Origin of the sequence: Thiohalocapsa sp., assembly GCF_019695415.1 — a bacterium.
Taxonomy (GTDB): domain Bacteria; phylum Pseudomonadota; class Gammaproteobacteria; order Chromatiales; family Chromatiaceae; genus Thiohalocapsa.
The window spans coordinates 1-1,722 of the sequence record NZ_JAIFKJ010000363.1 but is presented as its reverse complement, the minus strand read 5'-3'; the positions used below and the strand labels follow the sequence as shown (position 1 = coordinate 1,722).

At 67.1% G+C, this 1,722-nt stretch carries 3 protein-coding genes; 2 read left to right on the top strand and 1 reads right to left on the bottom strand.

Going from position 1 to position 1,722, the window contains the following annotated elements:
- Positions 1–76 precede the first annotated feature (76 nt).
- A complete protein-coding gene (locus I6U14_RS10420; RefSeq protein ID WP_367115656.1) occupies positions 77–388 on the top strand; it encodes a chloride channel protein in 312 nt (103 codons plus the stop codon).
- Between the two features lie 127 nt (positions 389–515).
- On the top strand, positions 516–740 hold the full coding sequence (locus I6U14_RS10415; protein WP_296899110.1) for a hypothetical protein: 225 nt from the start codon (positions 516–518) through the stop codon (positions 738–740).
- A 243-nt stretch (positions 741–983) separates the two neighbouring features.
- Here the strand turns inward: I6U14_RS10415 and hisA are convergent.
- On the bottom strand, positions 984–1,722 hold a 739-nt coding region (gene hisA / locus I6U14_RS10410), incomplete at its 5' end, for a 1-(5-phosphoribosyl)-5-[(5-phosphoribosylamino)methylideneamino]imidazole-4-carboxamide isomerase (RefSeq protein WP_296899109.1).

Genomic DNA, 1,722 nt, shown 5'->3' with positions numbered 1-1,722 from the left:
TGATCCGGCGCCCCCCGGGATCTACCCCTCTCGTTTCGTGGGCAGCGTCAGATGTGGATAGGAGCCAGGGCCTACGCTGTTCATCGGCGGCGCCGCGGGCTCGACGCTTGGCCTGCTTCTCGCCGCCGGCGGCGCCGAGCACGCGGCCTCATCCGGCTTCTACGCGACCATCGGTATGGTCGCCATGATGGGCGCCACGCTGCGGGCGCCGCTGGCGGCCCTGACCGCCCTGCTCGAGCTCACAGCCAACCCCAACATCATCCTGCCCGGCATGCTCGCGGTGGCTACGGCAGAGCTGGTGAGCAGGGCCTTACGCGGGGAGCGATCCGTCTTCGATGCGTTGATCAATGCTCAGCCCATGAGTACACGCCTCAAGTCAAAATCGTAATGTCAACCACTTCCCGACGCTCAGATATTGATTTTCGTCGACTGATGAAGGTAATTTGCGTGTACGCGCTCCGGCAGCGACAGCATCGGAGCGTGTGCAACCCACACATCGACAGGAGATCAGAGCCATGGGGAAGCACAAGACCCAGCGCCTTATCGTCACCACCCTAGCCGCCGCCCTGCTGTTGGGCGTCCACGGGGCAGCGTCGGCGGCCGACTGTAAAGGCATGGAGAAACAGGCCTGCGAAAAGAACGAGGCCCAGTGCAGCTGGGTGGACGGCTACACGCGCTCGGACGGCGTCAAGGTGAGCGGGCACTGCCGCAAGAAGCCGAGCAAGAAGTCAAGCTCCTAAGGAAACAACGACTGATTGGCCGTCCTGGCCAAGAATCGTACGGAGCCGGGCCTGTTCGGACATTGTGCAGTCCCCCGGCTCCTCCATTTTCGGCGGCTCGAGATCCTTTGAAAATGGCGCCGCCAACCAATCGGCGTTCCGTGAACCCGACCCGCAGTCTCATCCGGGCCCTGCGGGCTCCAGCCTAGACAGCAGGCGTCCGACTGACTTCCGGCCGCGCCGCCGCCCGGCCAGCCTCGGCCCTCACGCCCCGGCCACTGCGTCGGCAAGACGCTGACCTTCAGCAAAGTCCAAGGTCCCTTCGTAGATGGCCCGGCCCGTGATGGCACCGATGATGCCTGGCCCCGGTCCCTGCCCCGCAACCGCGGCGAGCGCGCGGACGTCCTCCAGGCTGGTGATACCGCCGGAGGCGATGACCGGCACGCTTACGGCGGCCGCCAGCCGCGCGGTGGCCTCCACGTTCGCCCCCGTCAGCATGCCGTCGCGGCCGATGTCGGTATAGACGACGGCCGCGACGCCGTCGCGCTCGAAGCGGCGGGCGAGATCCTCCACGCGGTTGTCGGTGACGACGGCCCAGCCGTTGATGGCCACCTGCCCGTCCTTGGCGTCCAACCCGACGATGACGTGATCTGGGAAGGCGTTGCAGGCGCGGGCGACAAAGGCGGGCTCCTTCACGGCCTGAGTGCCGATGATGCACCAGCTCACGCCCGCGTCCAGATAGGCGGCGATGGTGTGCTCGTCGCGGATGCCGCCGCCCACCTGGATGGGCAGGTCCGGATAGGCCGCGGCGATGGCGCGGATGGCATCACCGTTGACCGGCTCGCCGGCGAAAGCGCCGTTCAGGTCCACCAGGTGCAGGCGGCGCGCGCCAGCATCGCGCCAGCGCCCGGCAACGGCGACGGGGTCGTCGCCGAAGACGGTCTCCTCATCCATGCGGCCCTGGCGCAGGCGCACACATTTGCCGTCTTTGAGGTCGATGGCG